This is a genomic window from Xanthobacter autotrophicus (assembly GCF_030015065.1).
Lineage (GTDB): Bacteria > Pseudomonadota > Alphaproteobacteria > Rhizobiales > Xanthobacteraceae > Xanthobacter > Xanthobacter autotrophicus_D.
On record NZ_JAIVFN010000220.1, the window covers coordinates 1 to 2,780 of the forward strand.

The following is a 2,780-nucleotide window of genomic DNA, read 5'->3' on the forward strand; positions in this document are numbered from 1 at the left end:
GGAAACCCCCGCGCCCGCCGCCCCCGCGCGGGCCGAGGAAGCGCGTGTCACGCCCATGATGGCGCAATATCTGGAGATCAAGGCCGCCAATCCGGACAGCCTGCTGTTCTACCGCATGGGCGATTTCTACGAGCTGTTCTTCGCCGATGCGGAAGCGGCCTCGCAGGCGCTGGGCATCGTGCTCACCAAGCGCGGCAAGCACCTGGGCGAGGACATCCCCATGTGCGGCGTGCCCATCGACCGCGCCGAGGAATATCTCCACAAGCTCATTGCGCTCGGCTTCCGCGTGTCGGTGTGCGAGCAGCTGGAGGACCCGGCGGAGGCGAAGAAGCGCGGGCCGAAATCCGTGGTGCGGCGGGACGTGACGCGCCTCGTCACCCCCGGCACCATCACCGAGGATGCGCTGCTGGACGCCCGGCGCGAGAACGTGCTCGCAGCCCTCGCCCGCGTGCGGGCCGGCTCGGGGTCGCAGGATTTCGCCTACGCCCTTGCGTACACGGACATGTCCACCGGCAGCTTCCGGGTCGCCGCCACCAGCCGCGACGACCTTTCCGGAGACCTTGCCCGTATCGACCCGGCGGAGATCCTCGTCTCCGACGCGGTGCTGGACGACGGCGAATTGCGCGCGCTGCTGCGCGCCTTTCCGGCGGTGACGCCCCTGCCGCGCCAGTCCTTCGACGGGGCGGGGGCGGAAAAACGCCTCGCCGATTTCTTCGCCGTCGCGGCCCTGGACGCCTTTGGCAATTTCGCCCGCGCGGAGCTGATCGCGGCGGCGGCCATCGTGGCCTATGTGGACCGCACCCAGCTCGGGGCAAAGCCTCTGCTCTCCCGCCCGGTGAAGGATCAGGAAGGCGGCATCATGGCCATAGATGCCGGCACGCGGGCCAATCTGGAGCTGGTGCGCACCACCTCCGGCGAGCGGCGCGGCTCCCTGCTTGCCGCTGTGGACCGCACGGTGACGGCGGCCGGCGCGCGCCTTGTCGCCCGCCGCATCGCCGAGCCCCTCACGGATCTGGCGGCCATCCGCGCCCGGCACGACGCAGTGGCGCACCTGGTGGAGGAAGGCGAGCTGCGGCGCGAGCTGCGCGCGCGGCTCTCCCGCGCCCCCGACATGGCCCGCGCCGTCACCCGCCTCGCGCTCCAGCGCGGCGGCCCGCGCGACCTTGCCGCCGTGCGCGATGCCCTCGAGGGCGCGCTCGCCATCGCCGCTTTGTTCGGCGCCGCGCCGCCGGCGGATCTCGCCCGGTCGGTGGCAGCGCTGGCACGGGTGCCTCACGCCCTGGTGCTGGATCTCGCCTCGGCGCTGGCCGAGAGCCTGCCGCCCCACCGCCGCGACGGCGGCTTCGTCCGCGAAGGCTGCGACGCCGAGCTGGACGCCACCCGCGCCCTGCGCGACGAAAGCCGGCGCGTGGTGGCGGCGCTGGAGCGGCGCTATGTGGACGAGACCGGCGTGCGCGCCCTGAAGATCCGGCACAATGCGGTGCTCGGCTATTTCGTCGAGGTCTCGGCTCAGAACGCCGACCGCCTGCGCGAGGCGCCCTTTGATGCCGTCTTCGTCCACCGCCAGACCATGGCCGGGGCGGTGCGCTTCTCATCCGTCGAATTGGGCGATCTGGAAAGCCGCATCGCCAGCGCCGGCGAGCGGGCCCTGGGGCTGGAGCAGGCCATCTTCGACCGGCTCGCGGCAGCCGTGGTGGCGGAAACCTCGACCATCCGCGCCGCCGCCGAAGCTCTGGCGGAACTCGACGTGGCGGCGGCCTTCGCGGAGCTGGCGGCGGTGGAGAACCATGTGCGCCCGCACATGGAGCAAGGCGTCGGCTTCGCCATCGCGGGCGGGCGCCATCCGGTGGTGGAGCAGGCCCTCGCCAAGGAAGGCGGCCCCTTCGTGCCCAACGATTGCGACCTCTCCCCGCCGGAGGGGTTCGAGGACGGGCGCATCGTGCTGGTTACCGGGCCGAACATGGCGGGCAAGTCCACCTTCCTGCGCCAGAACGCGCTCATCTGCGTGCTGGCGCAGGCCGGGGCCTTCGTGCCGGCGCGCTCCGCGCGCATCGGCATCGTGGACCGCCTGTTCTCCCGCGTGGGGGCGGCGGACGACCTGGCCCGCGGGCGCTCCACCTTCATGGTGGAGATGGTGGAGACCGCCGCCATCCTGAACCAGGCCACGGCGCGCTCTTTGGTCATCCTCGACGAGATCGGGCGCGGCACCGCCACCTTCGACGGCATGTCCATCGCCTGGGCGAGCCTGGAGCACCTGCACGAGGTGAACCGTTGCCGGGCGCTGTTCGCCACCCACTTCCACGAGCTCACCGCGCTGTCGCAGCGCTGCAAGCGGCTCTCCAACGCCACGGTGAAGGTCACCGAATGGCATGGCGACGTGATCTTCCTGCACGAGGTGGTGCCGGGGGCGGCGGATCGCTCCTACGGCATCCAGGTGGCCAAGCTCGCCGGCCTGCCCGAGGCGGTGATCGCCCGCGCCAAGGCGGTGCTGGCCGAGCTGGAGGCGGCTGAGCGCGCTTCCCCCGCCCAGAAGCTCATCGACGATTTGCCTTTGTTCGCGGCGCGTCCCCGGCCCGTGGCGGCTGCCGCGCCGGCGGACCCGAAGTCCGAGGCGGCGCTGGCCGTCCTCGACGCTCTCGATCCCGACAGCCTGAGCCCGCGCGAGGCGCTGGATGCGCTCTACCGCCTGAAGGGCCTGCGGCGGGAGGGGTGAGGGTGGGCGAGAGGGGCGGGGGTGTGGCGGCCCCGCCCGGCGATGATGGCCTGAAGCGCTCCTGCAC

General features: G+C 72.3%; 1 protein-coding gene. It reads left to right on the forward strand.

Annotated elements, in window-relative coordinates:
* Positions 1–2,713: DNA mismatch repair protein MutS (gene mutS / locus K9U40_RS22455; protein ID WP_432715932.1), on the forward strand; the 2,713-nt coding region annotated here is incomplete at its 5' end.
* Positions 2,714–2,780: the final 67 nt, after the last annotated feature.